This window comes from Pseudomonas sp. Z3-8 (assembly GCF_051131975.1).
Lineage (GTDB): Bacteria > Pseudomonadota > Gammaproteobacteria > Pseudomonadales > Pseudomonadaceae > Aquipseudomonas.
In genome coordinates, this window is record NZ_CP071643.1 from 4,785,959 (window position 1) to 4,812,042 (window position 26,084).

Annotated in this window: 23 protein-coding genes; 13 read left to right on the plus strand and 10 right to left on the minus strand. The window is 61.7% G+C overall.

The genetic code is table 11. From position 1 onward, the window contains the following. Window positions 1-42 precede the first annotated feature (42 nt). Both J3P94_RS21965 and J3P94_RS21970 read right to left on the minus strand, forming a co-directional pair. Window positions 43-885, minus strand: a complete 843-nt coding sequence (locus J3P94_RS21965; RefSeq protein WP_434569633.1) for a mechanosensitive ion channel family protein — start codon at window positions 883-885, stop codon at window positions 43-45. A 146-nt stretch (window positions 886-1,031) separates the two neighbouring features. Then, window positions 1,032-1,517, minus strand: a complete 486-nt coding sequence (locus tag J3P94_RS21970; RefSeq protein ID WP_003205057.1) for a YajQ family cyclic di-GMP-binding protein — start codon at window positions 1,515-1,517, stop codon at window positions 1,032-1,034. A gap of 143 nt (window positions 1,518-1,660) precedes the next feature. Here J3P94_RS21970 and J3P94_RS21975 point away from each other — a divergent pair, with 143 nt between their 5' ends. From J3P94_RS21975 to J3P94_RS21985, 3 genes are read left to right on the plus strand one after another with little or no spacing between them, the layout of a single operon-like run. After that, window positions 1,661-2,578: a putative 2-dehydropantoate 2-reductase gene (locus J3P94_RS21975; RefSeq protein WP_434569634.1), complete on the plus strand. Its 918-nt coding sequence runs from the start codon at window positions 1,661-1,663 to the stop codon at window positions 2,576-2,578. Between the two features lie 46 nt (window positions 2,579-2,624). Further along, window positions 2,625-4,661 (plus strand): sensor histidine kinase, encoded by a 2,037-nt coding sequence (locus tag J3P94_RS21980; protein WP_434569635.1) that lies wholly within the window; start codon window positions 2,625-2,627, stop codon window positions 4,659-4,661. Window positions 4,662-4,663: 2 nt separating this feature from the next. Continuing rightward, on the plus strand, window positions 4,664-5,245 hold the full coding sequence (locus tag J3P94_RS21985) for a cob(I)yrinic acid a,c-diamide adenosyltransferase (RefSeq protein WP_434569636.1): 582 nt from the start codon (window positions 4,664-4,666) through the stop codon (window positions 5,243-5,245). Between the two features lie 121 nt (window positions 5,246-5,366). On the opposite strand, the gene J3P94_RS21990 is transcribed toward J3P94_RS21985, so the two are convergent. From J3P94_RS21990 to secA, 4 genes are all read right to left on the minus strand, one after another. Beyond that, complete coding sequence (locus J3P94_RS21990) at window positions 5,367-6,311, minus strand: Nudix family hydrolase (RefSeq protein ID WP_434569637.1); 945 nt, start codon at window positions 6,309-6,311, stop codon at window positions 5,367-5,369. Then, window positions 6,308-6,940: a glutathione S-transferase family protein gene (locus J3P94_RS21995; protein ID WP_434569638.1), complete on the minus strand. Its 633-nt coding sequence runs from the start codon at window positions 6,938-6,940 to the stop codon at window positions 6,308-6,310. Before J3P94_RS21995 ends, J3P94_RS21990 begins: the two co-directional genes overlap by 4 nt. A 134-nt stretch (window positions 6,941-7,074) precedes the next feature. After that, a complete protein-coding gene (argJ, locus tag J3P94_RS22000; RefSeq protein WP_434569639.1) occupies window positions 7,075-8,292 on the minus strand; it encodes a bifunctional glutamate N-acetyltransferase/amino-acid acetyltransferase ArgJ in 1,218 nt (405 codons plus the stop codon). Window positions 8,293-8,417: 125 nt separating this feature from the next. Then, entirely contained in the window at window positions 8,418-11,159 is a 2,742-nt protein-coding gene (gene secA / locus J3P94_RS22005) for a preprotein translocase subunit SecA (RefSeq protein WP_305496429.1), read from the minus strand. A 307-nt stretch (window positions 11,160-11,466) separates the two neighbouring features. Between secA and J3P94_RS22010 the strand changes: the two genes are divergently transcribed. Further along, window positions 11,467-11,922 (plus strand): DUF721 domain-containing protein, encoded by a 456-nt coding sequence (locus J3P94_RS22010; RefSeq protein ID WP_053124648.1) that lies wholly within the window; start codon window positions 11,467-11,469, stop codon window positions 11,920-11,922. A 138-nt stretch (window positions 11,923-12,060) separates the two neighbouring features. Here the strand turns inward: J3P94_RS22010 and J3P94_RS22015 are convergent, their stop codons facing one another. Further along, window positions 12,061-13,548 carry a helicase HerA-like domain-containing protein gene (locus tag J3P94_RS22015; RefSeq protein ID WP_434569640.1) on the minus strand — a complete coding sequence of 496 codons (1,488 nt, stop codon included), beginning with the start codon at window positions 13,546-13,548 and terminating at the stop codon, window positions 12,061-12,063. A gap of 283 nt (window positions 13,549-13,831) precedes the next feature. Here J3P94_RS22015 and J3P94_RS22020 point away from each other — a divergent pair, with 283 nt between their 5' ends. From J3P94_RS22020 to J3P94_RS22030, 3 genes are read left to right on the plus strand one after another with little or no spacing between them, the layout of a single operon-like run. Beyond that, window positions 13,832-14,953, plus strand: a complete 1,122-nt coding sequence (locus tag J3P94_RS22020) for a glycosyltransferase family 4 protein (RefSeq protein ID WP_434569641.1) — start codon at window positions 13,832-13,834, stop codon at window positions 14,951-14,953. A 10-nt stretch (window positions 14,954-14,963) separates the two neighbouring features. Beyond that, window positions 14,964-15,737 carry a DUF2334 domain-containing protein gene (locus tag J3P94_RS22025; RefSeq protein ID WP_434569642.1) on the plus strand — a complete coding sequence of 258 codons (774 nt, stop codon included), beginning with the start codon at window positions 14,964-14,966 and terminating at the stop codon, window positions 15,735-15,737. Then, on the plus strand, window positions 15,734-16,729 hold the full coding sequence (locus J3P94_RS22030) for a lysylphosphatidylglycerol synthase transmembrane domain-containing protein (RefSeq protein ID WP_434569643.1): 996 nt from the start codon (window positions 15,734-15,736) through the stop codon (window positions 16,727-16,729). Before J3P94_RS22025 ends, J3P94_RS22030 begins: the two co-directional genes overlap by 4 nt. 4 nt (window positions 16,730-16,733) lie before the next feature. Here J3P94_RS22030 and J3P94_RS22035 read toward each other — a convergent pair whose 3' ends face one another. Next, complete coding sequence (locus J3P94_RS22035) at window positions 16,734-16,913, minus strand: hypothetical protein (protein ID WP_434569644.1); 180 nt, start codon at window positions 16,911-16,913, stop codon at window positions 16,734-16,736. Between the two features lie 70 nt (window positions 16,914-16,983). Continuing rightward, window positions 16,984-17,832, minus strand: coding sequence for a formyltetrahydrofolate deformylase (gene purU, locus J3P94_RS22040; protein ID WP_305496443.1), 849 nt, complete (start codon window positions 17,830-17,832; stop codon window positions 16,984-16,986). A 297-nt stretch (window positions 17,833-18,129) separates the two neighbouring features. On the opposite strand from purU, the gene mvaT reads away from it, so the two are divergent. Further along, window positions 18,130-18,507 (plus strand): histone-like nucleoid-structuring protein MvaT, encoded by a 378-nt coding sequence (gene mvaT, locus J3P94_RS22045; RefSeq protein ID WP_305496444.1) that lies wholly within the window; start codon window positions 18,130-18,132, stop codon window positions 18,505-18,507. Window positions 18,508-18,617: 110 nt separating this feature from the next. Here mvaT and sbcB read toward each other — a convergent pair whose 3' ends face one another. After that, window positions 18,618-20,045, minus strand: coding sequence for an exodeoxyribonuclease I (gene sbcB / locus J3P94_RS22050; RefSeq protein ID WP_434569645.1), 1,428 nt, complete (start codon window positions 20,043-20,045; stop codon window positions 18,618-18,620). 232 nt (window positions 20,046-20,277) lie between these two features. Between sbcB and J3P94_RS22055 the strand changes: the two genes are divergently transcribed. The 5 genes from J3P94_RS22055 to J3P94_RS22075 all read left to right on the plus strand — a co-directional run bounded on the left by J3P94_RS22055 (window position 20,278) and on the right by J3P94_RS22075 (window position 26,019). Then, complete coding sequence (locus J3P94_RS22055) at window positions 20,278-21,003, plus strand: RDD family protein (protein ID WP_434569646.1); 726 nt, start codon at window positions 20,278-20,280, stop codon at window positions 21,001-21,003. Beyond that, the gene (locus tag J3P94_RS22060; RefSeq protein ID WP_434569647.1) at window positions 21,000-21,974 is read left to right on the plus strand and encodes a stage II sporulation protein M; all 975 of its coding nucleotides are present in this window, start codon (window positions 21,000-21,002) and stop codon (window positions 21,972-21,974) included. The genes J3P94_RS22055 and J3P94_RS22060 overlap by 4 nt, the downstream gene beginning before the upstream one ends. Beyond that, window positions 21,961-23,517: a DUF4129 domain-containing protein gene (locus tag J3P94_RS22065; RefSeq protein ID WP_434569648.1), complete on the plus strand. Its 1,557-nt coding sequence runs from the start codon at window positions 21,961-21,963 to the stop codon at window positions 23,515-23,517. Before J3P94_RS22060 ends, J3P94_RS22065 begins: the two co-directional genes overlap by 14 nt. Further along, entirely contained in the window at window positions 23,514-24,677 is a 1,164-nt protein-coding gene (locus J3P94_RS22070; RefSeq protein WP_434569649.1) for a DUF4350 domain-containing protein, read from the plus strand. Before J3P94_RS22065 ends, J3P94_RS22070 begins: the two co-directional genes overlap by 4 nt. Window positions 24,678-24,831: 154 nt before the next feature. Then, a complete protein-coding gene (locus J3P94_RS22075) occupies window positions 24,832-26,019 on the plus strand; it encodes a Fic family protein (RefSeq protein WP_434569650.1) in 1,188 nt (395 codons plus the stop codon). Window positions 26,020-26,084: the final 65 nt, after the last annotated feature.

Below are 26,084 nucleotides of genomic sequence, written 5' to 3' on the forward strand. Positions count from 1 at the left end.
CCTTTTTTATTGCGCTGAAGCTTGACCGGCAAATCAAATCGGTCAGACCGATGCAGATTCCTGAACCACCCGGATCACACGCTGCGGAAACGGAATATCGATACCGGCATCTTTCAAGCGGTCGCGCGCCTGTTCATTGAGCATGAACATCACGTTCCAGTAGTCCGCCGTCTTCACCCAGATGCGCAGCGAAACAGTGATCGAGCTGTCGCCCAAGGTAGAAATCACCGCCTCAGGTGCAGGATCGGTCAACACCCGTTCATCCTTGGCCAATTCCAGTAACACTTCCCGGGCCTTTTGCAGGTCAGCCTGGTAATCCACGCCCACGTCGAACACCACTTTGCGGGTCGGCTGGCGATTGGTGTTGGTAATGATGCCGTTCGACAGATTGCCGTTGGGCACGATGACCGTCTTGTTGTCACCGGTACGCAGGACCGTGTGGAAGATCTGGATGCTGTCGACCGTTCCGGCTACGCCTTGGGCCTCGATCCAGTCTCCGATGCGAAACGGACGAAAGAGCAGGATCAGCACGCCGCCGGCGAAGTTCGCCAGGCTGCCTTGCAAGGCCAGGCCAATCGCCAGGCCTGCCGCACCGATGGCCGCGACGAAGGACGTGGTTTCCACACCAATCATCGAGGCGACGCTGACGATCAGCAGGATCTTCAGAATGATGTTTGCCAGGGTACTGATAAACCCTTGCAGCGCGAGGTCGGCGTTACGCAGGGCCAGCAGCGCCCCGAGCTTCTGGGTGACCTTGTTGATCAGCCACCAGCCGATTGCCAGGGTGACAATTGCCAGCAACACGCGGCTGCCGTACTCCATGATCATCGGTATCCAGGCCTGGGAGGCCTTGACCAGGTGGTCTACTTCAGCGTTCAAGTCCATCTAATTCTCCTTTGTTCCTGTTGTGCGCGGCATTTGTGGCGAGGGGGCTTGCTTCCGTTTGGGGGCGCAGCACCCACCAAAGGGGCCGCTACGCAGCCCAGCGGGAGCAAGCTCCCTCGCCACAGTGTTTCCCTATAACCGAGGGGTCAGTCGCGGAAGTTGTTGAACTGCAGCGGCATGCCGAATTCCTTGCCCCGCAGCGCGGCGATGGCTTCTTGCAGGTCGTCACGCTTCTTGCCGGTGACGCGCACCTGCTCGCCCTGGATGGCGGCCTGGACCTTGAGCTTGGCGTCCTTGATATGAGCGACGATTTTCTTGGCCAGTTCCTTGTCGATGCCTTCCTTGAGCACGGCTTCCTGCTTCATCAGCTTGCCGGAGGCATAGGCGTCCTTGACTTCAAGGCATTGCACGTCGATCTTGCGCTTGACCAGCGCCAGCTTGAGGATCTCGATCATCGCCTCGAGCTGGAAATCGGCCTCGGCGGTCAGGTTGACGGTCAGGTCCTTTTCCTTGAACTCGAAACTGCCCTTGCCCTTGAGGTCATACCGACGGTCGAGTTCCTTGACGGCGTTTTCAACGGCGTTGGTGACTTCGTGCTTGTCCAGTTCGGATACCACGTCGAATGACGGCATGTAGTGTTCTCCAAATAAAAAGGCGCGCTCATGACAAAGGCGCGCACTTGGCTTGTGGTTGAAATCGGGCTCATTATAACGGGTCTTTTCCCGTCGTTACCGCGAGCGCCTCAGATGCCTGCGCCAAACCGAGTAAAAAACTGATGTCCACCACCTGGCACGTCCTGGGCGCCGGCAGCCTCGGCACCTTGTGGGCGACGCGCCTGGCCCGGGCCGGCCTGCCGGTGAGGCTGGTGTTGCGCAATGAACAGCGGCTGCAGGCTTACCGGGAGGCCGGAGGGCTGACACTGGTGGAACAAGGCCAGGCGCAGTGTTACCCGGTGCCAGGCGAAACCGCGCAGGGCCTCGAACCGATAAAACGCTTGCTGCTGGCCTGCAAGGCCTATGACGCGGAGGCGGCTGTGGCTTCGGTCGCCCATCGCCTGGATGGCGAGAGCGAACTGATCCTGCTGCAGAACGGCCTCGGCAGCCAGGACGCCGTGGCGAACCGCGTCCCCCAGGCCCGCTGTATCAGCGCCTCCAGCACCGAAGGCGCGTTTCGCGACGGTGACTGGCGCGTGGTGTTCGCCGGCCACGGCTACACCTGGCTGGGCGACCCCGCCCAGCCGGTGGCGCCGGTCTGGCTGGATGACCTGGGCATGGCCGGCATTCCCCACGAATGGAGCGCCGACATCCTCACCCGCCTGTGGCGCAAACTGGCGCTCAACTGTGCAATCAACCCATTGACGGTACTGCATCAGTGCAAAAACGGCGGCTTGCAGGAACACCGCTGCGAAGTGGCGACCTTGTGCGCGGAGCTCGCCGATCTGCTCGAACGCTGCGGCCAGCCGACGGCGGCCGAGGACTTACAATCGGAGGTGGAACGGGTGATCCAGGCCACAGCCGCCAACTATTCCTCCATGTACCAGGACGTTGCCAACCGGCGACGTACCGAAATCAGCTATCTGCTCGGCCATGCCTGCGCCGTCGCGCGGCGCCATGACGTGGCGGTGCCGCATCTTGAACAGATGCGCCAGCGCCTGATTGCCCACTTGGACAACCTCGGATTGCCCAGCGACTGAGCAGCGGCTACGCTGGCCCTCGTGTTCCCTTTCAGCGACGAGTCAGATGCCATTGCGCCAGCGCCTTGAAAATCTCCCGGTCGGCCAGAAACTGCTGGCGGCCCTGTTGGTACTGTTGACCACGGTTCTGCTGGTGGCCAACCTGACCTTCATCAGCGCGGCCTATTACATTTCCCAGGAAAGCATGGCGCCCCAGGCCTTGCAGACCATCGGTCGACTGGTAGCCAACCCGAGCCTGATCTCCGACGCATTGCAATCGCCGCAAAGCGCCAAGCGTCTGCTCGATGAACTCAACAGCTATGCGCCGCTGCGGGCAGCGGCACTGTATGACGGTGACGGCGTACGCCTGGCCCAGTTGCAACAGGGCGAGAAGCTCAAGTTGCCGGAGCATTTCCGTAACATGCAGGCCTGGCAGGCCGGGGAGTTTCGCAGCAACCAGGTCATTACCCTGCCCCGCCCCGGCAGGGCGCCCGGCCATCTCCTGCTGGTGGCCAGCAGCGAACTGCCCACTGCGTTCTACACCGGCACCCTGACCGCCAGCCTGGGCATCCTGATTTTCAGCGTGCTGTTGTGGCTGGTCATTGCCCAGCAGATCAAGCGGCTGATCACCCAGCCGATCCATCAACTCGAAGAGTTGTCGCGCCAGGTCACCCGCGAAGAAAACTATTCCCTGCGCGCCGCCCGGGGCAACCACGACGAAATCGGCAGCCTGGCCGAAGCGTTCAACACCATGCTCTCGCGGATCGAAGCCCGGGAACAGCAGCTCAAGCGCGCGCGGGACGATTCCCAGGCCGCCTACGACCAGGCCCAGGGCCTGGCGGAAGAAACCCGTCACACCAACCGCAAGCTGGAGCTGGAAGTCCAGGTCCGCAGCAAGATCGAGAAAAAACTCACCGGCTTCCAGAACTACCTCAACAGCATCATCGACTCCATGCCATCGGCGCTGATCGCCCTCGACGAGCAGCTCTATGTCACGCAATGGAACCAGGAGGCCAGCGCCCTTTCCGGCACCCGGCTGGACGAGGCGCTGAACCAGCCGATCTTCCTCGCCTTCGAGCCGCTCAAGCCGTACCTGCCGCAGCTCAAGCAGACGGTGGAACAACACACAGTGGCCAAGATCGAGCGCGTCACCTGGACCAAGGACGATGAAGCCCGGCATTACGCCCTGACTTTTTATCCTTTGATGGGCGGTGCCGGGCGCGGCGTGGTGATCCGCATCGATGACATCACCCAGCGCCTGTCGCTGGAGGAAATGATGGTGCAATCGGAAAAAATGCTCTCGGTAGGCGGCCTCGCGGCGGGCATGGCCCATGAGATCAACAATCCGCTGGGGGCGATCCTGCACAACGTGCAGAATATTCGCCGACGCCTGTCTGCGGAATTGCCGAAGAACCTTGAGCAGGCCGAGCAGTTGGGGATCGATTTACCGGTGGTCAACCGTTATCTGGAAAGCCGGGAGATCCCGCAGTTGCTCGATGGCATCCAGCAGGCCGGCGCCCGGGCAGCGAAAATCGTCACCCACATGCTCAGCTTCAGCCGCCGCAGCACAAGGCAGATGGCGCCTTGCGACCTGCCTGCACTGATCGACCAGGCCGTGGAAATTGCCGGTAACGACTTCGACCTGGCGATCGGTTTCGACTTCAAGGGCCAGGCGATCATCCGCCAGTTCGACCCGAACCTCGGCCCGGTGCCAGGCACCGCCAACGAACTGGAGCAGGTATTGCTCAACCTGCTGAAAAACGCCGCCCAGGCCATCCATCAACGCCAGGACGACAGCGAGCCCGGCCGTATCATCCTGCGTACACGGCTGAATCCGCCGTGGGCGGAAATCCAGGTCGAGGACAACGGCATCGGCATGAGCGAGAACGTGCGCAAGCGTACCTTCGAGCCTTTCTTCACCACCAAGGAGATCGGCCAGGGCACCGGGCTCGGATTGTCGGTGTCGTATTTCATCATCACCAACAACCACAAGGGCCAGATGGAAGTGCAATCAGCGCCGGGCCAAGGCACTTGCTTCACCCTACGCCTGCCGCTGGCGGGCACTTCGATGGTGGCGCAAGAACACAAGCAAGTGGAGCGCTGAACATGGGTTTTCGTCTGTCGAAGATTTACACCCGCACCGGGGACAAAGGTGAAACCGGACTGGGGGATGGTCGCCGGGTGGCGAAGGATCATCCGCGAATCGAGGCCATCGGCGAAGTGGATACGCTGAACAGCCAACTGGGCTTGTTGCTGGCCGGGCTTGCCGTCGAAACGCAACGGTACCCGGCGTTGAAGGAAGTAACCGAGGTGCTGACGCCTTGTCAGCATCGGCTGTTCGACCTGGGCGGCGAGCTGGCGATGCCGACCTATCAGGCCCTGAACGATGCAGAAGTGGCGCGCCTGGAAGCGGCCATCGATGTGTGGAATGAAGAGTTGGGGCCGCTCGAGAATTTCATCCTGCCCGGCGGCTCGACCCTGATCGCCCAGGCCCATGTGTGCCGCAGCCTGGCCCGCAGCGCCGAGCGCCGTTGCCAGCAACTGAACGCGGTGGAACCACTGGCCGGGCCGGGGCTGGCGTATATCAATCGGTTGTCGGACCTGCTGTTCGTGGCGGCGCGGGTCATCGCCCGGCGCCAGGGTGTGGCGGAAGTGCTTTGGGAGGCGGCGGCAAAGCCGGGGAGTTGAAGCATAGGCGTCTATCAGGGCCTCTTCGCGAGCAGGCTCGCTCCCACACTGGATTTTCGGCGCTCAAGCCTCCCGTGGGAGCGAGCCTGCTCGCGAAGAGGCCAGCAGCCACACCGCAGCATCAGGCGTCAGGCCAGAACGCCCGAATCCCCGCCACCCCTTGCGCCCCGGCCTCCCAGGCTTTCTGCCGCTGATCGGGGCCTACCCCGCCCAACAGATACACCGGCCTGTCGAACCCCTCGATCAGTCGCGCAGCCTCTTCCCACCCCAATGGCTGCGCATCGGGGTGGGTCTGGGTCGGTTGCACGGGTGACAACGTCACGAAATCCACGCCCATCTGCTGAGCCAGGGAGAGTTCCTCGGCGTTGTGGCACGAGGCCGCCAGCCAGCGATCGGTGCCGAACGGCCGACCCGCCGCCGCATGCTTGCGCAGTTGCGCGGCGGTGATATGCCAGCCGGCAGACGGAAAATCACCCAGCCATTCGAACGGGCCCTTGAGCATCAATTGCGCCTTGCCGGCACACAGCCCCACCGCGTCCACTGCCAGGTCACGGTATTGCGGGTCGTAACCGCTGGGCGCGCGCAGTTGCAGCAGCTTGATCCCGCCAACAACAGCCTTTTGAATGCCACGCAGCAAGGCGGGCGTTTCAAGGCCTTCAGGGGTGATCAGGTACTCGCCCGGCAAACGGGCCGCCGCGACGATCGGCTGATTGGCCGCTGGAAACTCGTAGTTCGTCAATTCACGGGCCGTCACCCAGGCAAGCGGCTGGCCTTCGGCGCCATGGGGCTCGCCGCTGAACGCCGAGACTTCCCAGACATCCAGCAACACCTGCTTGTCCGGATAATCGTGGCGCACCTTGATCAGTGGCCGGGCAGCGCTGACGACAATGCCCAACTCTTCGAGAAGCTCGCGGGCCAGGGCCGCTTCGACCGACTCATTGGCCTCGACCTTGCCCCCCGGGAATTCCCACAAACCGCCCTGGTGCTGGGAATCGGCCCGGCGAGCAATCAGGATCTTGCCGGCGGCGTCTCGAATGACTGCCGCCGCTACATGTACGCGTTTCACCGGGCGATTTCCTCCAGGCCAGCCTGTTGCCATGCTTTGAAGGCCGGCCATTGATAAAGGGTTTCAACATAGGCCGCGTCGACTTCCGGCAGTTCCACCTGGTAGGTGCGCAAGCGCACGGCAATCGGCGCAAAAAATACGTCAGCCAGGCTCAGGGTACCAAACAGGTAGGGACCGGCTTCGGTAGCCGCCGCGCGGCACTCTGCCCACAACGCCAACATCCGCTGGATTTCCGCCTGCACATCCGCCGGAATCGGTGACAACGGCGCATCGCGGCCCAGGTCGAACGGCATGTGGGTGCGGATGGCAAAGAAACCACTGTGCATCTGCGCACAGGCCGAACGAGCCTGGGCCCGTGCCGCTACATCCTTGGGCCAGAGACCGGCCTCGGGAAACTGCTCGGCCAGGTACTCGGCAATGGCCAGGGAGTCGGCGATCACGCCGAACTCGGTCTTGAGCAGCGGGACCTTGGCCGTGGCCGAATACTTCAGCAGTTTTTCGCGGGTATCGGGCTGGCCGAGCCTGACCAGTTCTTCGGTGTAGTTCGCGCCGGTCAACGACAGGGCCAGCGCGCCCCGCAGGGACCAGGAAGAAGCTCGTTTATCGCCGATGATCAGGTGCAGGCTCATTTGGATTCCTTTCTTGTGGTTCTGGGGGTGTTTGTACTGCCGTCTTCGCGAGCAGGCTCGCTCCCACAGTGAATCTGTGGCGTTCACAGAATCCCTGTGGGAGCGAGCCTGCTCGCGAATGGAACGACTCGGTTTTAAGTCCGATACTCAGCGTTGATCTTGACGTACTCGTGGGACAGATCGGTGGTCCAGATCGTTTCGCTGCAATCGCCACGCCCCAGCTCGATGCGGATGGTGATTTCCTCCTGCTGCATCACCGCCGCGCCCTGCGCCTCGGTGTAGGTCGTCGCCCGGGCGCCCTGGCTGGCGATGCAGACCTCACCGAGGAAGACATCGATCTTGCTCACGTCCAGCTCAGGCACGCCGGCACGGCCGACAGCGGCGAGAATACGACCCCAGTTCGGGTCGGAAGCAAACAGTGCGGTCTTGATCAGCGGCGAATGCGCCACGGTATAACCGACGTCCAGGCATTCCTGGTGATTACTACCACCGTTGACCTGTACCGTAACGAACTTGGTCGCGCCTTCGCCGTCGCGGACGATGGCCTGGGCCACTTCCATGCACACCTCGAATACCGCCTGTTTCAGCGCCGCGAACAGCGGACCGCTGGCTTCGGTGATCTCCGGCAGGTTGGCCTTGCCGGTGGCGATCAGCATGCAGCAGTCGTTGGTCGAGGTGTCGCCGTCGATGGTGATGCGATTGAAGGACTTGTTGGCGCCGTCGAGCATCAGGTCCTGCAGCACCTGGCGGGAGACCTTGGCGTCGGTGGCGATGTAGCCGAGCATGGTCGCCATGTTCGGGCGGATCATGCCGGCGCCTTTGCTGATGCCGGTCACGGTCACGGTCACACCGTCGTGCTGGAACTGGCGGCTCGCGCCCTTGGGCAGGGTGTCGGTGGTCATGATGCCGGTGGCGGCCGCGGCCCAGTTGTTTTCCGAGAGGTCATCAAGGGCGGCTTGCAGCGCGCCTTCGATTTTTTCGACCGGCAGCGGTTCGCCGATCACACCCGTGGAGTACGGCAGCACCTGGCTGGCGTCGACACCGGTCAGTTCAGCCAGCCTGGCGCAGGTGCGCTCAGCGGCGGCCAGGCCAGGCGCGCCGGTGCCGGCGTTGGCGTTACCGGTGTTGGTCAGCAGGTAACGCACCGGCCCTTGCACGCGTTGCTTGGCCAGGATCACCGGCGCGGCGCAAAACGCATTGAGCGTAAACACGCCGGCCACCGTCGAGCCCTCGGCGCAACGCATGACCACCACATCCTTGCGCCCGGGACGCTTGATGCCCGCCGAGGCGATACCAAGTTCAAAACCGGCAACCGGGTGCAACGTTGGCAACGGACCAAGACCAACAGCCATGAATGCGCTCCTAAATGAGATGTCTATCGACGCCGTCCTCATCGAGACGGCGATTAAAAATGGCAAAACGCCGCGACGGATAGAATCCGGTCGCGGCGCGGGTGCTTCAGCGTTGAAACGGGGGGTTATTGGATCTGCCCGTGGCAATGCTTGTATTTCTTGCCCGAGCCGCAATAGCACAGCTCGTTTCGGCCCAGTTTCTGCTCGTTGCGTACCGGTGCGGTGGCCAGGGCCACGTCCACATCGACGCCCTCTTCCATCGCCTGGACCACTTCCAGGCCCGGAGCTTCGGCGTGCTCGAACTGCATGCGCGCGGCCAGGGCTTCGGCCTCCTGGCGCAGGCGGGCTTCTTCTTCGACCGGATCTTCGCGGCGAACCTGAACGTGGGACAGGACCCGGATCGAGTCGCGCTTGATCGAATCCAGCAGCTCGGAGAACAGCGTGTAAGACTCGCGCTTGTATTCCTGCTTCGGATTCTTCTGCGCGTAGCCACGCAAGTGGATACCGTGGCGCAGGTGATCCATGGTCGACAGATGGTCTTTCCACAGGTCGTCCAGCACCCGCAGCACGATCTGCTTCTCGAATGAGCGCAGCGCTTCGGCGCCGGCCTGGTCTTCTTTCTCGTTGTACGCGGCGATCAGTTCGGTCAGAAGTTTCTCGCGCAGCGTTTCTTCGTAGAGGTGATCGTCCTCGTCGAGCCACTGCTGGATCGGCAACGACACGCCGAAATCACTGCGCAGGGAGGCTTCCAGACCAGCAACGTCCCACTGCTCCGGCAGCGACTGCGGCGGAATGTGTGCGCTGACAGTGGCGTCGAGCACTTCGCGGCGGAAATCGGCGATGGTTTCGCCAATGTCGTCGGCGGCCAACAGGCTGTTGCGCATGTGATAGATCACTTTGCGCTGCTCGTTGTTGACGTCGTCGAACTCCAGCAACTGCTTGCGGATGTCGAAGTTGCGGCCCTCGACCTTGCGCTGAGCCTTCTCGATGGCGTTGGTCACCATGCGGTGCTCGATCGCCTCGCCCGGCTGCATGCCCAGGGCCTTCATGAAGTTCTTCACCCGGTCAGAGGCGAAGATGCGCATCAGGCTGTCTTCCAGGGACAGGTAGAAGCGGCTGGAGCCGGCGTCGCCCTGGCGACCGGCACGGCCACGCAGCTGGTTGTCGATACGGCGCGATTCGTGACGCTCGGACGCGATCACCTGCAAGCCACCGGATTCGAGCACCTGCTGGTGACGCTTCTGCCAGTCGGCCTTGATTTGCGCGATCTGCTCGGGGGTCGGGTTTTCCAGCGAAGCCACTTCGACTTCCCAGTTGCCGCCCAGCAGGATGTCGGTACCACGGCCGGCCATGTTGGTGGCGATGGTCAACGCACCCGGGCGACCGGCCTGGGCGATAATCTCGGCTTCCTTCTCGTGGAACTTGGCATTGAGGACCTTGTGCTCGATACCTTCCTTGGCGAGCAAGGCGGACATGTGCTCGGAGGTCTCGATGGTCGCGGTACCCACCAGGATCGGACGGCCCTGGGCCATGCCTTCCTTGATGTCGTTGATGATCGCCGCGTATTTCTCTTCGGCGGTCAGGAACACCAGGTCGTTGTAGTCCTTGCGCGCCAGCGGCTTGTTCGGCGGAATCACCACCACTTGCAGGCCGTAGATCTGGTGGAATTCGAACGCTTCGGTGTCGGCGGTACCGGTCATGCCGGACAGTTTGTTGTACAGGCGGAAGTAATTCTGGAACGTGGTCGAGGCCAGGGTCTGGCTCTCGGCCTGGATGTTCAGGCCTTCCTTCGCTTCGATGGCCTGGTGCAGGCCTTCGGACAGGCGACGGCCCGGCATGGTGCGGCCGGTGTGTTCGTCGACCAGTACGACCTGGCCGTCCTGGACGATGTATTCGACGTTGCGATGGAACAGCTTGTGGGCACGCAGGCCGGCGTAGACGTGGGTCAGCAGGCCCAGGTTATGGGCCGAGTAGAGGCTTTCGCCTTCAGCCAGCAGGCCGACGCGGGTCAACATCTCTTCGATGAACTGGTGGCCGGATTCGTTGAGCTCGACCTGGCGGGTCTTCTCGTCGACGGTGTAGTGGCCGGGCTGGGTCACTTCGCCTTCGACTTCCTCGACGTGCAGCTGGAGCTGCGGGATCAGCTTGTTGATCTCGATGTACAGCTTGGAGCTGTCTTCGGCCTGGCCGGAAATGATCAGCGGCGTACGGGCTTCGTCGATGAGGATGGAGTCGACTTCGTCGATCACGGCAAAGTTGAGTTCGCGCTGGAATTTTTCTTCCATGCTGAACGCCATGTTGTCGCGCAGGTAGTCGAAACCGAATTCGTTGTTGGTGCCGTAGGTGATGTCCGAGGCGTAGGCGGCGCGCTTCTCTTCCGGCGGCTGGAACGGCGTGACCACGCCGACCGTCAGGCCGAGGAATTCATAGAGCGGGCGCATCCAGTTGGCGTCGCGGCGGGCCAGGTAGTCGTTGACCGTCACCACGTGCACGCCCTTGCCGGACAGTGCGTTGAGATATACCGCCAGGGTCGCCACCAGGGTCTTGCCTTCACCTGTGCGCATTTCGGCGATCTTGCCTTCATGCAAGGTCATGCCGCCGATCAACTGGACGTCGAAGTGGCGCATGCCCATGACCCGCTTGCCGGCTTCACGGCAGACCGCGAAAGCTTCGGGCAGGATCTGGTCAAGGGTCTCGCCCTTGGCGATGCGGTCCTTGAATTCGGCGGTCTTGGCGCGTAACTGATCGTCCGAAAGGGCCACCATTTGCTCTTCGAAGGCATTGACGATCTGTACCGTCTTGAGCATGCGTTTGACTTCACGCTCGTTCTTGCTTCCAAAAAGTTTCTTTAACAAAGGCGCAAACATATCGGCAGGATCTTCCACACTAAAGGGATGGAGGGCGGCCCCATGAGTCGCCCGTGCAGCCCTCATGGCCGCATGCGAACGAGCATTCTACCCGGAAACGATGGAGAGGAAAGTGGCGTTATTCCACGATGCTGGCACAGCGCTGTGACGGGGCCTCCCTAAAATAAGGGCTTTTGCGCGAACTTCAACCCACAAAACGCAGAAGTTACTCATTGATTATGCGAGTAAAAGCCTCCGGGCGGCAGGGCTCGGGCGTATCCGGCGCTTTCTGCTACCATGGCGCCTTTGTCACTTGCGGTAATCAACCATGGCCTTTCGCCCTCTTCCAGCCAAGGCGCCCGCCGTTCTGCTGCGCGAAGCCAAGCCGCTGAAAGCCATCTTCGGCCACGCCAGACGCCTGGGGCACTTGCAACGCCTGCTCGACAGCCAGCTACAGCCCGCTGCGCGCGAGCATTGTCACGTGGCGTCCTGGCGGGAAGGCAGTTTGTTGCTGATCGTCACCGATGGTCACTGGGCCACGCGCCTGCGCTACCAGCAAAAGCGCCTGTTGCGCCAATTGCAGGCATTCGAGGAGTTCGCCAACCTGACGAGAATCCTGTTCAAGGTCCAGCCGCCCACGGTGCAAGTCGGCGCCAAGGGTCATACGCTGGATCTGTCTACCGACGCTGCCGCCACCATCCAGGCCACGGCCGATGGCATCAGCGACCCCAACCTGCGGGCAGCGCTGGAGCGATTGGCGGCGCATGCGCGGCCCAAGGATTGAGATTTTTTTCGGCTGTTGAATAGCCTTCGCGAGCAGGCTCGCTCCCACAATGGATCTGCATGAGGCACAAGATTGCGCGCGCAGGAGATCTCCTGTGGGAGCGAGCCTGCTCGCGAAGGCGGCGACTCGGTCTTCGATCTAACGCCGCTTGCTGCCCCCCAGCAACGATCCCATCAACCCACGCACCAACTGCCGGCCCAACTGATTGGCCGCCTGGCGCATCGCCGATTTCAGCGCCTGGCCGGCCGCGGTGCCGAGGAATTCCCCGGCCTTTTCGGTGAAGCTCGGCTCCTCGGCGGCCGGTTTGCCTGGCACGGCTTCGGCCTGCGGCTCCAGCCCCTTGCGCCCCATCAGCACTTCATAGGCCGACTCGCGGTCGATGGGTTTGTCATAACGGCCCTGCAACGGTGAGCTGGCGATCAGCCCGGCACGCTCAGCCGCGGTCAACGGCCCGATACGCGACTGCGGCGGCGCCACCAGCACACGCTGGACCATTTCCGGCGTGCCTTTTTCCTGCAAGGTGCCCACCAGCGCTTCACCGATGCCCAGCTCGGTCAGCACCGCCAGGGCATCGAATTGCGGATTCGGTCGAAAACCGTCAGCCACCGCCCGCAGGGATTTCTGTTCCTTGGCGGTGAACGCCCGTAGGCCATGCTGGATGCGCAACCCCAGCTGCGCGAGCACGTCGTCCGGCAGATCGCCCGGCGACTGGGTGACAAAATACACCCCGACGCCCTTGGAGCGGATCAGCCGCACCACTTGTTCCAGGCGCTCTTGCAATGCCTTGGGCGTGCCGGCGAACAACAAATGTGCCTCATCGAAAAACAACGCCAGCAAGGGTTTGTCCGCATCGCCGCGCTCGGGCAGTTGCTCGAACAGCTCGGCCAGCAGCCACAGCAGGAATGTGGCGTAGACTTTCGGCGCTTCATGGACCAGACGACTGGCGTCCAGCAGATGAATGCGGCCACGGCCGTCACTGGCCGGTTGCAGGATGTCTTCAAGCTGCAACGCCGGTTCGCCGAACAAGGCATCCGCGCCCTGCTGTTCCAGGGTGGACAGTCGGCGCATCAAGGCCTGGCTGGAACCGGTGGTCATCAGGGCCGCGTCGTCCCCGAGCAATTCAGGGTTGTCCTTGAGGTGATTGAGCAGCGCTTTCAGGTCCTTGAGGTCGAGCAGCAACAGGCCCTCGCGGTCGGCGACCTTGAAGGCCGCGTATAATGCTGCTTGCTGGCTGTCCGTCAGTTCCAGCAGGCTGCCGAGCAACAACGGGCCCATTTCACTCAACGTGGTGCGCAGCGGATGACCGGACTGACCGTGGATATCCCACAAGGTCACCGGATAGGCCTGTGGCTCATGGCCGAGCCAGGGCATGCCGGCGATGCGCTCGGCGATCTTGCCTTGAGGATTGCCGGCGGCGCCGAGGCCGCACAGGTCACCCTTGATGTCCGCCGCGAACACCGCCACGCCGGCATCGCTGAACATCTCGGCCAGGCGCTGCAAGGTGACGGTCTTGCCGGTGCCGGTGGCGCCCGCCACCAGCCCATGACGATTGGCCAGGCGCATGGCCTGGGCGACAGGTTGGCCGGCCAGGTCGGCCCCGATAACGAGTTGCGATGAATCAGGCATTTGGTCACCTGTGGGTTTGCGGTATGAGGCCATTTTGCGCGCATATATAAAAGCATGCCCAGTGCAATAAGGCCCGAGCGGCAGAATAATAGCCTGCAACCGGCACTGGCCCCTTCGCGAGCAGGCTCGCTCCCACACTTTAGGCCTATGTTGAGCATAGAACCCTGTGGGAGCGAGCCTGCTCGCGAAGAGTGCCCGACAACGCATTCCTTTACTGCACCCAACCCCAACCGAACATCTATTCTTACCCAAGGTCAACAAGGGGAGAACACAGACCGGAGGGATGTTCATCGTGCATATAGCGGACATAACCATGTTCTACGCCCCCGCCAGCGGAGGTGTACGCACTTATCTGGATGCCAAGCACCGGCGCCTGGGCAATCGGCCGGGTATTCGCCATAGCCTTCTGATCCCCGGCGCGCATTTGAGCGAGCAGGATGGGATCTACAAGGTCCCGGCCCCTCCGCTGCCCTTTGGCAAGGGCTACCGCTTCCCGCTGCGCCTGGCCCCTTGGCGTAATGTCCTGCGCGACTTGCAGCCCGACCTGATCGAGGTCGGCGACCCTTACCTCACCGCCTGGGCCGCCCTGGATGCCCGGCGACAGCTGGACGTGCCCGTGATCGGCTTTTATCACTCCGACCTGCCGTTGCTGGTAAGCAACCGCATGGGCAACTGGTTCACGCCCAATATCGAAGCCTATGTCAGCAAACTGTACGGCAACTTCGACCGGGTGCTCGCGCCGAGCCAGGTCATGGCCGACAAACTCACCGGGCTTGGGGTCAAAAATGTCTACGTGCAGCCGTTGGGGGTAGACCTGCAGACCTTCAATCCCGCCGCTCGCGACCCGGAACTGCGGGCCGAACTGGGCATCGCCGAGGATGCGCGCCTGCTGATTTTCGCCGGTCGCGGTTCCAAGGAAAAAAACCTGCCGGTGCTGCTCAAATGCATGAAACGCCTGGGCGAACGCTATCACCTGCTGCTGGTGGGCTCTTCGATGCCTGCCGTGGTGCCGGACAACGTCACGGTGATCGACGAATTCTGCCCGGCTCCGCAAGTCGCCCGGCTGATGGCCAGCGCCGACGCCCTGCTGCACGCAGGCGACCAGGAAACCTTCGGCCTGGTAATCCTCGAAGCGATGGCCAGCGGCATCCCGGTGGTAGCGGTCGCGGCAGGCGCCTTCAATGAAATCGTCCACGAGGACTGTGGCCTGTTGTGCGCGCCTGACAATCCACAGGCGATGGCCAATGCCGTTCGGCAACTGTTCGCCGAAGGCTGCCAGCAACGCGGCGCAAAAGCACGCAGGCATGTAGAACGTCATTACGCCTGGGATTCGGTGGTCAACAGTCTGTTGGGCCACTATTACAGCGTGCTCGGCGCAGAAATGCCCCTGCTGGCCAATGGTTGAGTCGAGGCCCATGTCGATGACCGCTCAATCCAGCCTGCTGCTGGTGCTGCACGATGTCGCACCGCAAACCTGGCCCGACTACCAGCCCTTCGTCGAAGCCGTCGACGCCCTCGGCCAGGTGCCGATGACCTGGCTGGTGGTGCCGGACTTCCATCACGCCAACGCGCTCGACGAACATCCCGGCTTCCGGCGCTTGCTCGACAGCCGGGTCGAGCGCGGCGATGAACTGGTGCTGCACGGCTATTACCACTGCGATGACGGTCCGCCGGCGCTCCATCCCAAGGACTGGTTCATGCGCCGGGTCTACACCCATGAAGGGGAGTTCTACGGTCTGTCCGAGGAAGCGGCCCTCGCCCGCCTTCGCGCCGGCATCGAAATCTTTCAGCGCTACCAGTGGCCGCTGGAAGGCTTCGTCGCGCCGGCCTGGCTGATGAGCGAAGGCACACGCCAGGCCTTGCGCCAGTTGCCGTTGAGTTATACCAGCGACACCCAGCACCTTTATCGCTTGCCGGAGTTCACCCCGATCGACGCCCCGGGGCTGGTCTGGAGCGCTCGCAGTGCCTGGCGCCGAGGCCTGTCGAAAGTCATCAGCGACCGGCGTGAACAGCGCTGGCGTCAGGCACCGGTCATTCGCCTGGGCCTGCACCCGGTAGACATGCGCCACGGATTTTCCCGCGACTACTGGCTGCGAACCCTGGAGCGCCTGCTTGAAGACGGACGCGTGCCGATGACCAAGATCGACTGGCTGGCGTCACTGCGCCAGCCCGTCAGCAGTGCCGCATGAAACGGCTGGTCTGGTTAGGCGCCGCCCTGTTGATTGCAGTATTGGTCCCGATGCTCGTGGGCGGCGGGGAAATGTGGTCGCGGCTGCAGCGCTTTCCCCTGTCCTTGCTGCTGGTCATGCTTGGCATGATCGTACTCTGCTGGGGCCTCAACTCGGTGCGCCTGCGCTTGCTGCTGGGTGAACACCGTGGGCGCATAGGCGGGTTGAAAAGCATTGGCGTAGTGATGTCCACCGAGTTCGCGATGTGCGCGACGCCCGGCGGCAGTGGCGGGCCGTTGACGCTGATGGCGCTGCTCGCGCGCAACGGCGTGCGCCCCGCCCATGGCAGCGCGGTGTTCGCCATGGATCAGTTGAGCGACCTGCTGTTTTTTCTCTGCGCCTTGTTGGGCATCCTGTTTTATGCACTTTTCCAGAATCTCAGCCAGCGCATGGAATGGATGCTGGCGCTGAGCGCGGTTTCATTGTTCGGCGGGCTTTGCTGCTGCGTGCTGGTGGCCCGCTACCATCGCCGGCTGATTCTCCTGGGCGCGCGGCTGCTGCGGCATTTGCGAGTGAAGCCGGCAACCCGTCGACGCTGGGGACGCAAGATCCTGAACTTCCTCGCGGCATTTACCGACACTCTGAAATTGCCACGCCAGACGCTGTTCCAGGTGTTCGTCTTGACCTGCCTGCATTGGGTCCTGCGCTATAGCGTGCTGTACCTGGCATTAAAAGGACTCGGCGCGGATCTGCAATGGGCCTGGAGTTTCCTGATCCAGATGCTCTCCCTCAGCGCTGGGCAGTTCAGCCTGTTGCCGGGCGGCGCCGGAGCGGCGGAGTTGACCTCGGCGGCGTTGCTGGCGCCGATGGTGGGCAAATCCACCGCGGCGGCAGCGATCCTGATCTGGCGGGCGGTGACGTATTACTTCTATCTGCTGGCCGGAGGACCGGTGTTCTTCATGATGGTCGGGCGACCTTTGATCAAGAAGCTGATGAAGCTGCGGCAAGCCTGAGAGGTCAGCCCTTGGACTCGGGGTCGTCCTGGGGCTGTTTGTGCATTTCGTTCCACAGCTGGGCGGCGTCGGGAAATTCGGTGCCGTCTTCCGGGCCCAGCGCTTCGGGATCGTAGCGACTCAGGCAACCCTCGCCCACGGTCGCCGGCGCTCTGGCGGTGGCTTTGTCCAAGGGATCGGTCATGGAATTCATGCCTCGAGGTTGGTGGCAAGGGAGAAAGCTCCCTTGCCACATAGAGTCAGAAGACTATAGATCAGAAGACCACGGTCTTGTTGCCGTGCACCAGTACGCGGTCTTCCAAGTGATAGCGCAAGCCGCGCGCCAGGACCATTTTTTCCACGTCGCGGCCGAAGCGCACCATGTCTTCAATGCTGTCGCTGTGGCTGACACGCACCACGTCCTGCTCGATGATCGGGCCGGCGTCCAGCTCTTCGGTCACGTAGTGGCACGTGGCGCCGATCAGCTTCACTCCGCGCATCGAGGCCTGGTGGTAAGGCTTGGCACCAACGAACGACGGCAGGAAACTGTGGTGGATGTTGATGACTTTATGCGCGTATTCGCTGCACAGTGACGGCGGCAGGATTTGCATGTAGCGGGCCAGTACCACCACCTCGGCGTCGTGCTGCTTGACCAGCCGCGAGACCTCGGCGAACGCCGGGTGCTTGTCCTGCGGGTTGACCGGTACGTGGTAATAAGGGATGCCGTGCCATTCCACCATGCTGCGTAAGTCGTCATGGTTGGAAATGACACAGGCGATGTCGCAATCGAGCTCATCGCTGTGCCAGCGGTGCAACAGATCAGCCAGGCAGTGGGACTCACGACTGGCCATCAGCACTACGCGCTTTTTCTGCGCGGTATCGGTGATACGCCAGTCCATCGAAAACTCTTCGGCAATCGGGGCGAATGCCTCGCGGAAGGCTTCGATGCCGAAGGGCAGCGAGTCGGCGCGTATCTCGTGACGCATGAAAAACCAACCACTCTGATTGTCCGAATGGTGGCTTGCTTCAGTGATCCAGCCGTTATGGGACGCCAGAAAGTTACTGACTTTAGCAACGATACCGACGCGGTCCGGGCAAGCGATCACCAGCCGAAAAGTGCGCATTAGGGGAACTCCAGAACTTCGCAAAGGCGGCCATTCTAGCCATTGCGCGGCAAAACTGCAGTATCGATCACACATCGCGCCCAGCAGTGGCTGACCTGGACTGCCAATGCCCGCATGGCAAGCTTTATCGTGAACAGATGTGAAGACTGCATCACATTATTTATTTCACGGCGCCCACTCTGTGCTAGCGCACTATTAATTAAATAAACACTGCTTAAATGTTTACTTGATGAAACTGTCTGATTACTATTACCCCACTGTCTCCTTGTCACCAGCGTCCTACATAAGGTAGTCCCCATGTCCCTGATCACCGAATACAACGCTACAAAACAAGCCATTGAAGAACTGCAACAACGTCTGGCCGACCTGTCCAAAGACGACAAACTGCAAAAAGAACTGGAATTCGAAGGCAAACTGCGCACGCTGATGGGTGAATACTCCAAGTCCCTGCGCGATATCATTGCCCTGTTGGATCCAGAGTCCAAGTCGAGCAAAGCCCCGCGTGGCGCTGTGAAAACTACCGGCACCAAGCGCGCTCGCAAAGTTAAGCAATACAAGAACCCGCACAACGGTGAAGTCATCGAAACCAAAGGTGGCAACCACAAGACTCTGAAAGAGTGGAAAGCCAAGTGGGGCGGCGACGTGGTTGAAGGCTGGGCGACCCTGCTGGGCTAAGCTCCGGCGGTTCGAAGCGTTCTCGACGCAGAAAAAAACGCCAGCGATTGCTGGCGTTTTTTTCTGCCTGTCCACTTCTGATTTATTTCCTTACATGGCAGCGCGGCGACTCAAAGGCTCAAACGTTTGCGCAATTGCTGGCTATAACCCTGCCATTGAGTCAGCACCTCTTGCTGCATTGGGCTGGAAAGCGCCAGCCACTGCGTCATCGCCTCATCAAAACTTTCCAGGGTATTAGGCGCCCCCCACTCCGGCGATTTCAGTCGCTGCTGGCAAAATAGTTTCCAGCGTACCTGCTCTTCAATGCTCAAGGTGTCGGGGAAGTTACGGGCCCGGTATCGGAATAATAATTCCGGCAGGCGCTCATCATCGAAATGCCAACGTTCCCCCGCCAACTGGTCGGGATCAGCCTGGCGCACTTGTTCGCACAAACGCCGATCACGATCACCCATGAATCCAGCGTACAACTGTTGTTCGGGGTCCTCGCTCGCAGTGAAATCCTCGCGACCGTAAATCGCCTGGAGTTTATCGTGCCAGACTTGCTGTGCGTCACTTAGCCGCAGCGCCCGCTGGCGATAACCCTCCATGTCCAGTTGCAGGCGTTGCTGGTCCTCGTCGCGCAGGACTGACAGCGGCGCGACCACCGGGCACTTGTTGACATGAATAAGCTTGAGGGGTACGGGCAATTCCCCTTCCAACAACTCTTCACGGCGGGTATACAAGCGATGGCGCAGGATTTCGGCGTCATGGTCCAGCAGCCCTTGAGGATCCAGATGCAGATCGCAGACGATCAGGGCGTTGCGGTTCTTCGGATGCCAGGCCAGCGGCAGGACCACGCCGATGTAGTTTCGCGCCGCCGAGAAGCGCCCGGAGATGTGCACCATGGGCTGTAGCAGGCGGACCTGGTCCATGACTTTCTGTTTAGTGCGCAACTGGAACAGCCAGTCGTAAAGCCGGGGTTGTTTCTGACGGATCAACCGGGCCAGGGCAATCGTTGCACGTACATCCGACAGCGCATCATGGGCCTGGCCATGGTCGATGCCGTTGGCGGCGGTCAGGCGTTCGAGCTTGAGGGTGACGCGCCCCTCCTCCTGCGGCCAGACAATCCCATCGGGGCGCAACGCATAGGCGGCCCGCACCAGGTCAATCAGGTCCCAGCGACTGTTGCCCCCCTGCCATTCCCGTGCGTACGGGTCGAAGAAATTCCGGTAAAGGCTGTAGCGGGTCATCTCGTCATCGAAGCGCAGCGTGTTGTAGCCGGCGCCACAGGTCCCGGGCGCGGCCAGTTGCGCATGGACGCGGGTCATGAAATCGGCCTCGCTCAAGCCTTTTTCCGCCAGGCATGCCGGTGTGATCCCGGTGATCGCGCATGCGGCCGGATGGGGCAGGATGTCATCGCTGGGCCGGCAGTACAGGTTCACCGGTTCATCGATTTCATTGAGTTCGAAATCGGTACGTATCCCGGCCACCTGCAAGGGGCGGTCGCAACGCGGATTGATGCCGGTGGTTTCGTAGTCGTACCAGAAAATGGAGGTCACGGGTGGTTCCTGTGCTGAGGACTGGCGAAGTCTAGGCGCTGCAACCGGCCGGCGGCCAGCGCTGCTGTAACTTTTGAATTCCTGGGAGGCGCAAGCCTGCGCCCTCCCGCAAGATCCCTGTTGTTTACATGAAGCGTGAAATGACCCACAGAGTTGTATCGTGCGCCTGCACGAAGACTGCTAGCATCTGGGCCGAGATCGAACGTTCGAACCGCCCCCTCACAGGTTGCCCATGCTCGAGACACCAGCATTGCAAAGGAACGCGCCGCTGCCCGCGCCACTGGACACGCGTTACCAGGTCGAGACGCCCGAGGGCATCGACCTGCCGCTGCGCCCGGCGGGGTTGATGCCTCGCGCCCTGGCCTTTGCCATCGACCTCGGCATACGGGGCCTGGCCTTGGGCCTGCTGTTCCTGATCCTGGCGTTTTTTGGCGAACTGGGCGTCGGCCTGGGCTCGATCCTGCTGTTTGTCATCAGTTGGTGGTACATGGTGCTGTTCGAAGTGCTGAACCAGGGGCGTTCCCCCGGCAAGCAGATCATGGGTTTGCGCGTGGTGCAGGATGACGGCCGGCCTGTCGACTGGTCGGCCTCGCTGATCCGCAACCTGCTGCGCTTCGTCGACATGCTGCCCTTCGGCTATGCGTTCGGGGCGATTACCTGCCTGCAGCATCCAGCGTTCAAGCGCCTGGGCGACCTGGCGGCCGGGACCCTGGTGGTTTATCGCGAACAAGCGATCAAACGCCCCATCCTGCCATCGGCCCGACCGATACGGCCACCTTTTGTCCTCGACCTCAACGAGCAGCGTGCCGTGCTGGGCTTCGCCGAGCGCCAGGCAGAACTGTCCGGTGCCAGGGTCACCGAACTGGCGACGATCCTGGCCGCGCCGCTGAAGGTGCACCCTTCCGGCGCCGTGGCCGAACTCAATGGCATCGCCCGCGGCCTGCTGGGGCCGACATGAAACAAAGCCTTTTCGAAAAACGTCATCAAGAGGAATGGGACCGTCTGTCCCAACAGCTCGACCAATTGGAGCGCAGCCGCAACGTCGGGCAGAGCAGCGATTTCCCCAATGCCTATCGACGCCTCTGCCACCACCTGACGCTGGCCCAGGCCAGGGGCTATAGCAGCCTTTTAATAGACGCGTTGCAGCAATTGGCCCTGCGTGGTCACCAGCAACTCTACCGGGACCGCGGCCGGTTCTCGGCCAGCCTGTCGACCTTCATCCTGGCCGGTTTCCCCCGACTGGTTCGTGAGCAATGGCGATTCGTGCTGGCGGCGGCCTTGATGTTCCTTGGTAGCCTGGTCGGCATCGGGCTGCTGGTCTACCTGTTCCCCGAACTGGTCTACAGCGTGTTGAGCGTCGAAGAAGCCAGTCAGATACGCGGCATGTACGACCCTGCCGCCGGCCACCTGGGGCGCTCGATCGAGCGGGCCGCCAGCGAAGACTGGGTCATGTTCGGCTATTACATCATGCACAACATCGGCATTGCCTTTCAGACGTTCGCCAGCGGCTTGCTGTTTGGCCTGGGCAGCGCATTCTTCCTGTTCTTCAACGGCCTGACCATCGGCGCGGTGGCCGGGCACCTGACCCAGATCGGTTCGGGATCGACGTTCTGGTCATTCGTGATCGGCCACGGCGCCTTCGAACTCACCGCCATCGTACTGGCCGGCGCGGCGGGCCTGTTGCTCGGTTGGGCACTGATCGCGCCGGGGCGTCTCACCCGAGGCGAAGCGTTACGGCTCGCCGCCGGCAAGAGCGTGCTGATCATCGGCGGCGTGGTGCTGTTGCTGCTCATCGCCGCGTTCGTCGAGGCCTACTGGTCTTCCAGCGCGGTGACACCCACCACCAAATACATCGTCGGCGCCTTGTTGTGGCTGCTGGTGCTCGGGTATCTGCTGTTTGCCGGACGAGGCCACCATGCGCCTGAGTGACGCCAGCGTTGTCATCCGCCCCCGCACCACCTGGGAAGCCATGGACCTCGGCGTGCTGATGAGCCAGCAGCACCGACGGCTGCTGATGACCAGTTGGGCCATCGTCACGCTACCGGTGTATGCGCTGCTGACCCTGTTGCTGTGGGACTCGCCGTCGCTGGTAGTCATTGTGTTCTGGTGGCTGAAACCGGCCTTCGACCGCCTGCCCCTGTTCATTTTATCGAAGGCCCTGTTTGGCGAGCCGCCTACGCTGAAGCAGGCGTTGCGCCAATGGCCCGCGCTGCTCAAGCCGCAATTGCTGGCCAGCCTGACCTGGCGACGGCTGAGCCTGAACCGCAGCTTCCTGATGCCGGTGGTGCAACTCGAAGGCCTGGCCGGCGAGGCGCGCGAGCAACGCTTGCGCGTCCTGCTGCAGCGCAACGGCGGCGCGGCGCAGTGGCTGACCATCATCGGCGTGCACCTGGAAACCGCGCTGTGGTTCGGCCTGATGGCGCTGTTCTATCTGTTCATACCGCAACAGGTCGAGCTGGAATGGGACTGGCAGACCCTGATCGCCGTGGCCGAGCACGACTGGCTGTGGCTCGAACACCTGGTCAACTTCCTGTATCCACTGCTGCTGATCTTCTGGGAACCGGTTTACGTCGCCTGTGGCTTCAGCCTCTACCTGAACCGCCGCACGATTCTCGAGGCCTGGGACATCGAACTGGTATTCCGGCGCCTGCGCCAGCGCCTGGCCGGCTTGGCCCCGGCGCTGTTGCTGCTGGCAATGACGCTGCTGCCGTTGGCGCCACCTGCCTGGGCCGCGCAGGACGACAACGGTCCCGACAGCCCGCGCTTGCTCAACCAGCCGCTGACCAGCGAGGCCTCTCGGGAAAGCATTGAAGCGATTCTCGAAGCGCCGCCATTCAAGAATCCGGAAACGATCACCCGCTATCGTTTCGGCGAAGAAGCCGAAAAACCAGCCGAATCAGCCGAGCCAGCTGAAACCGATGGAGCGCCGGGCTGGCTCAAGTCGCTGTTCGAATGGCTGTCGAAAAAACGCTTCGAGGGTATTGCCGCGCTGATCCAGGTGCTGCTCTGGGCGGCCCTGTTGACGTCCATCGCCTGGCTGGCCTGGCATTACCGCCATAGTCTCAAGGCCCTGGCGAACCGTAGGCCAGCACAGCGCATACCTTCGAAACCTCCTGCGCCGACACAGATGTTCGGCCTGGATATCCGCGAAGAGAGCCTGCCGGAGGATGTGGCGACCCGTGCCGAACAGCTATGGTCCACCGCGCCCCGCGAGGCGTTGGGCTTGCTCTATCGAGCCTTGCTCAGCCGGTTGCACCATGAATTCGCCATCCCCCTGAAACCCGCCGACACCGAAGGCCAGGTATTGCAACGTGTCGAACAGCTTCAGCAGCAGGACCTGCTGGTCTTCAGCAAAAACCTGACCCAGCACTGGCAAAACATCGCCTACGGGCACCGTCCACCAGCGCTGCATCTGCAACGGGAGCTGTGCGATGGCTGGCGCGGCCTGTTCGGTCCGGGAGTTTCCCGATGAGCCGCCGCGCCGGATGGCTGGTCGCGGCGCTGGTTGCGGCGTTGGTTTGTGCAGTGGGCTTCTACTTGTCCACGAAAGCCGTGCCCTACCAGGAAACCATTGATCACGGCCCATCCCCCGAAGCCCAGGCCAATCCCTACCTGGCGGCGGAACATTTCCTGCGTCGGCATGGGGTAGAAGTCGATCACGCCAACAGCCTGGACGTCCTGCCCGGCCTCGAACCCCACCAGCGCAGCCTGCTGTTGCTGGGCGAGCGCAGCGACATGACGCCACGGGAGGCCGACCAGTTGATGAACTGGACCCGGGCCGGCGGACGGCTGCTGTTCGTCGCCGAGGCCTTGTGGGATGACAGCACCAGCAGCAGCGGCGATTTGTTGCTGGACCGCGTGGGTCTGCGCCAACTCCTCAGCAAGGACCTCGAGGAATCCGACGCCGAACTCATCAAGGATCGCTACCCCGAACTGACCAAGCTTTATCTGGAAGATGAAGAAGCGCCGGCCTATGTCGCCTTCGACACCGACTTTCATCTCGAAGACCCGCAGAACCTCGCCCAGGCCTGGGCCAACAGCGAACAGGCAACTCACATGATGCAACTGAACCACGGCCTCGGCACCATCACTGTGCTCACAGACGCCGAGCTGTGGAAGAACGACCAGATCGACCAATACGACAACGCCTGGCTGCTCTGGTACCTGAATGCCGACACGAATGTCACGCTGCTGTTCGACATCGAGCACGACAACCTGCTGACCCTGCTGCTGCGCTATTTCCCCCAGGCCCTGGTGGCGCTGCTGGTCCTGATCGGGCTGTGGTTCTGGCGCTCGGCGGTGCGGCATGGCCCGTTGCAACAACCCGCACCCAAGGCGCGACGGCAGTTACTGGAACACCTGCAGGCCAGCGCCGCGTTCCAGCTGCGCCACCACGGCCGGCAACACCTGTTGCAGAATTTGCAGCATGACGTGTTGCGCCGGGCGCGCCAGCTTCATCCAGGTTTCGAACGGCTGGTCGTCGCCGAACAATGGCAAGTGCTTGCACGCCTGACCCGCCAACCCACGCGAACCATCAGCCAGGCCCTCAGCCCCCGGCCGGCGCAGCGCATGTCCAGCACTGAGTTCTGCCGCCAGGTTGCCCTTTTGCAAACTCTCAGGAATGCCTTATAGATTCCGAAAAAAATCCGCAAAAAAGCTCTATATAACCTATCGTACCCTGTCACTAGCCATAGCAACTGCGGGCATTATCGCCATTTTACTTTCCGCAGGAATTTCCGCAAAGTTGCCTAACAAACAGCCGTTTCCGCTCGCTGGAAGCAAAACGATGATTACCTCGAAAACGTACCTGGATCCAGTACTGCCGGAAAATCTTCCCACCTCGATCATTCAGGCCGCGGATCAGTTGCCGCGCAAAGCAGAGTTTCTTGCCGGGCGGCTCGCCGATGAGACATCGAAGCAACTGGCGAGCCTGTTGCGCATCACCAATACCTACTATTCGAATCTGATCGAGGGGCATCGAACCGAGATCGCTGATCTCCAGGTCGCTCGCACCACGCCGAAACGCCAGCGAAAGGAGCTCAAACAGCTTGCCGTGCAACACATGACACAGCAGGAGGTGATGGAGCGATTGCTTCGCATGCGCCCGGCGGACAGTTTCTCTGCCTTGTTCGATCCCCAGTTGATCGCGACCATTCACCGTCGACTGTTCAAAGACGCCTCAACGCAGGAGCTGATCCTGAGCGACGGTCGGATGATGGAACCAGGAAAGCTGCGGGCCGAAGCGAATGAACAGGTCCAGGTCGGCGCACATGTCGCCCCAGCTGCTACTGCGGTATTGCCCATGCTTGAGCATCTGCAACTGCACTATGGACGTATAAACGACCCCCGACGCCAATTGATCGCCGCCCTGGCGGGTCATCACCGTGTGGCGCTTGTCCACCCCTTCCTTGATGGCAATGGTCGAGTGATCCGGATGCTCACCCACCTGCAGCTTGTCCACCTCGGGCTAAAACCGTTTCTTTGGTCACTGTCGCGTGGCTTGGCCCGAAGGCAGGATGAATACTATCGTTTCCTGGCTTTGGCTGATCGAACTCGAGAAGGCGACTGTGACGGGCGAGGTCAACTCTCACAGCGCCATTACTTTAACTTCATCGAGTTCATGCTCGATGTCTGTCGCGACCAGATTGAATACATGACAACCTCACTCAACCCAGCCAGGCTACGCGAGCAGATCTTCCATGTGTTTTCGACGGATGCTGGCCTTCGCCGTGCAGGGATCAGACCCGCCAGTGCCGGTGCTGTGTTGGCGCTTCTCACCCAAGGTGCGATGCCGCGTGCGGAATTCAAGGTATTTACAGGATTGAAGGATCGACTCGCAACGGAAGAACTGAGCCACTTGATCGAAGCGGGAATAGTGGTCAGTAGTACGCCCAGGTCTCGCACGGTGGAAGCGGGCTTGCCCGCACGCTTCGCCGGACTGATCTTTCCGAACCTGCATATCCAGATGGGCTGAGTCATGCCGACGACTCGGCTGTCAGGTGGGAGGGGAGTTGCCGTGGTATGCAAGCGGACTGTTTT